Raw genomic sequence first — 3,589 nt, 5'->3', positions numbered from 1 at the left:
TCGTCTTCATGTTCAGATTTTTCAAGCTCATGAATAACTAACTTTTGTCGTTCTCTCGAATGATTTTGACTTAGTTTCGCTTTACCTTCCATTTTATCGACCTTTATCTTAAAACCCACAATCCCTTTGGTCTGACCTTCAATATATTTAGGATTGACTTCATCTAATTGATATGAGCTATCTGAACCTTCATATTTTAATACAAGTTTACTTAATGAGTCCTTTAGTTCTTTTCCATTAATAAGTTCAACATGCCCATTAACATGTACAGTAATATAATTCCATGTAGGTACTGCCCTATTTGTCTCATACCAAGACGATGAAATATAACAGTGTGGACCATGAAAGGTAGCAAGAACCCTCTGTTTATTTATATCTTTCCATTGAGGATTCGATCGCGCAAAATGACCATAAAGATGTTTCCTGTCTTTATCCAGCATTAAAGGTATCTGTGTTGCAGTAGGTTCTCCTTCATGCCACGAAAATAAAGTAGCAAATCCATACTCTTCTATAATCTGATAAATTTTCTCGTCGTCCTGAATTAAGAAACGTGAAGGAATAAACATATAATCAAGCTCCCATCATTTAAGTTATTCACTCAATTGTTTTCATCATAATGAAGTCTGTTTGTTGTTCATCTCCCATGTAGAAAGAATGAGTGCCGGTTTTAACAAATCCCATCTTATGATAGAAATGGATCGCAACCACATTGTTTTCCCATACTCCTAACCAAATTTTCTTTTTATTTTGGTCTTTTGCGACTTTCAATGCCTTATTTAAAAGATCCTTCCCAAGTCCATTTTTTTGAAACTCTTTCTTAATATAGATCCTTTCAATTTCCAGTGCTTCTTCCTCCATATCTTCTGTTTGGGCTCCATTGACATTTACTTTTAAATAACCTGCGAGTACCTCATTACAATATATTAAAAAAAACGTTGAATAGGGGTTCGATATTTCTTCTTCTAACCTTTTTGTGTTAAAGGCATTTTCCAAATAAGCATTCATATTCTTCTCTGAGTTCATATGAGAAAAAGTCTCATGAAACGTGTTATAACTAATTTCTTGAAGTGTTTTTACATCCTCAAATATGCATTCATTGATAATGATAGACATCTAAAGTATTCTCTCCTCTCAATAGTCACGTTTGTGTCCCTTTTTAACGTATTCCCAGTCAACCTCCACATTTTCTCTGACCCTTTGAAGAAGTGCATGAAATGTATCAATCTCATCCGAAGTCATTCCAGACAATGCAATTTTATTCGAGTGTTCTCCTTCTCTTTTTAAAAAGGGATAAACGTTTTCCCCTTTTTCTTTAGGCAACAACCTTTTAATTTTTTTATTTGTTTCGTCGTCTCTTTTTTCAATAAAACCTTGGATTTCGAGTCTTTTAACGGCACGGGCTGCAGTTGTCCGGTCGACTTTTATCATCTCTGCTAACTTTTCTTGAATAATTCCGGGGTTTTCACATATTCGCACAAGATATAAAAATTGCCCTTTGGTAAGGTCAAGTTCCTTAAACTCAATATTGCTTATTGAATCTAATGACCTTGCAATGATTCCAATATCACGAAGTATATCCTTCATTGTTCAGCTCCAATTTTGTTGATTTTGCAACAATATTTATAATTTCAGCTTATATTATTTTTGCTGTATTTGCAACAAAAATGCAAATCATCTTAATAAATCTGCCTGTTACCCTTTTTTAAATGAAAAACGAGCACAATTCTCGCTACAGAATCGCGCCCTTTTATGGAAGAATGGTGTAATGATTTTAAAAACAGCCACTTATCCTAGTTTAATTCCTCACAACTATATAAATAACCTGCAGCTTCAATACACATTTTAAGCACTTTTTCCCAAAATGCCTCGTATGTAATATCTTCTCCTAAATGTTTCATTACCAGATCTTCACTGTCATACTGCCCGAATCCCGAAGTAAGACGAGGTGTTTTTTTCAAACTTTTTCCTTCTTCTTTCATATATACTAAGCTCAAACAAGTACCCAAATAAATATGTGAAGTTGTAAAATAGCTTGTTTTTTCTATGCAATTTGACAGTTAAACTGTTTATAGTATAATTGTTATTGCCTTTTTTTAATTTGTTAAAAATTTATTTAATTATTTTAACAAATTGATCACCTACCCCGTAGCATAGGTCTTTAGCAAACAAACTGGAAACTCTACTAACACGGAAGGGAGAATTAATTACATCATGAAAAAACATCGTATATTAATTTATACTCTAGCAATCTTCGTATTACTGATTGCTACAGGTTGCACAACTAAAAGCGGCAATACAAATGTTACAAAGGACGTACATAAAAAAAAAGAAGTGGAGAATCAACAGCAAGAGAGAGACAATTTTTTGGTTATTGCTCACAGAGGTGCAAGCGGTTATGCACCTGAAAATACTTTTAAAGCCTATAACACTGCAAAATCTATGAATGCGGATTATATAGAAATAGATATTCATATGACCAAGGATGGAAAACTTGTTGCCATACATGACAAAAAGGTTAACCGTACTACCAACGGTACCGGAAAAATAACCAATATGACGCTTGATGAAATCAAAAAGCTAGATGCGGGATCATGGTTTAATAAAAAGTACCCCAAAAAAGCAAGAGATAAATACAAGGGGCTTAAAATTCCCACACTGGAGGGGATTTTCCAGCATTATGGTAAAAATGTAAACTATTATATTGAGACAAAATCACCTGAAATTTATCCTGGAATGGTGGATAAATTAATAGAGTTACTCAAAAAATATGACCTGATAGATAAGGACCCTCAAACGAAAAATGTTATTATTCAATCATTCAGCCCTAAGAGCTTGAAAAAAGTTCATCGAATAAATCCAAATATCCCCCTTATTCAGTTGCTTTGGTATACTCCAAGCAAGAACGGGGATTTAAAGGAATGGAAAGGCGTAACACCATCTCCGAATGAGATTGGACCAAAAATATGGAAGGAAATTAATCAATACGCAGTAGGAATTGGTTCAAATGTTTTCTACAAAGGTAAATCTGTTGTAGGTAAACAATTTGTTCAGCAGGCTAGGAATAATAAACTGTTGGTTCACGCCTACACGATTAATAAGAAAAATCGAATGGAGAAATTGATCAAGTGGGGAGTAACAGGTATGTTTACGAATTACCCTGACAAACTTTCTAATGTTTTAAAAAATATAAAATAGATCAGAGGAATTTAATAAACCTCCGACTTCGGCATAAAAACAGCTTTCTAGTCGGAAAACCCAAACCCTTGCGCTTGTTTTCTAAAATTGATGGATGACTTTCGTATTATGTTCGCTCATTCTTTAATCCACCTTTCTTTTCTTAAAATTTATTTTCCGAAAATGGTCCTTATATGCATAGGGCGCTACTCCTGATTAAGGAATAGCGCCCTATTTTCTTGAATAGGTATTTTCTGATATTAGTTGGTATTTTTGAAGTATGCCTATAGGGAAATCCCTACAAGATACGTGTAATATTTACAATCACCTTAGTGGACATTTAAAAATCCTTATAATGCCAAGAAGAAAATAAGTGCACCAGATGAAATGAAAACAGTACGTTCTTGAGCTCCTT

General features: G+C 33.7%; 5 protein-coding genes. 1 reads left to right on the top strand and 4 read right to left on the bottom strand.

Annotated features, from left to right (window positions below; genetic code table 11):
• From ABD010_RS18235 to ABD010_RS18220, 4 genes are all read right to left on the bottom strand, one after another.
• On the bottom strand, window positions 1-566 hold a 566-nt coding region (locus ABD010_RS18235; protein ID WP_343816498.1), incomplete at its 3' end, for an FMN-binding negative transcriptional regulator.
• A 28-nt stretch (window positions 567-594) separates the two neighbouring features.
• Window positions 595-1,113, bottom strand: a complete 519-nt coding sequence (paiA, locus tag ABD010_RS18230; protein WP_343816495.1) for a spermidine/spermine N(1)-acetyltransferase — start codon at window positions 1,111-1,113, stop codon at window positions 595-597.
• Between the two features lie 18 nt (window positions 1,114-1,131).
• Window positions 1,132-1,584, bottom strand: a complete 453-nt coding sequence (locus ABD010_RS18225) for a MarR family winged helix-turn-helix transcriptional regulator (protein ID WP_343816492.1) — start codon at window positions 1,582-1,584, stop codon at window positions 1,132-1,134.
• A gap of 206 nt (window positions 1,585-1,790) precedes the next feature.
• Complete coding sequence (locus tag ABD010_RS18220; protein ID WP_343816489.1) at window positions 1,791-1,958, bottom strand: hypothetical protein; 168 nt, start codon at window positions 1,956-1,958, stop codon at window positions 1,791-1,793.
• Between the two features lie 253 nt (window positions 1,959-2,211).
• On the opposite strand from ABD010_RS18220, the gene ABD010_RS18215 reads away from it, so the two are divergent.
• A complete protein-coding gene (locus tag ABD010_RS18215) occupies window positions 2,212-3,195 on the top strand; it encodes a glycerophosphodiester phosphodiesterase (protein ID WP_343816486.1) in 984 nt (327 codons plus the stop codon).
• The last annotated feature ends 394 nt before the right edge of the window (window positions 3,196-3,589 follow it).

It is taken from the genome of Virgibacillus siamensis (genome assembly GCF_039522605.1).
Lineage (GTDB): Bacteria > Bacillota > Bacilli > Bacillales > Amphibacillaceae > Lentibacillus > Lentibacillus siamensis.
Note: the sequence above shows the minus strand (reverse complement) of the source record. Positions and strands in the feature narration are given on the sequence as shown.

Coding starts and splice junctions, on each gene's coding strand:
- ABD010_RS18225 (WP_343816492.1), bottom strand. CDS start 1,584: ATGAAGGATATACTTCGTGATATTGGAATCATTGCAAGGTCATTAGAT.
- paiA (WP_343816495.1), bottom strand. CDS start 1,113: ATGTCTATCATTATCAATGAATGCATATTTGAGGATGTAAAAACACTT.
- ABD010_RS18215 (WP_343816486.1), top strand. CDS start 2,212: ATGAAAAAACATCGTATATTAATTTATACTCTAGCAATCTTCGTATTA.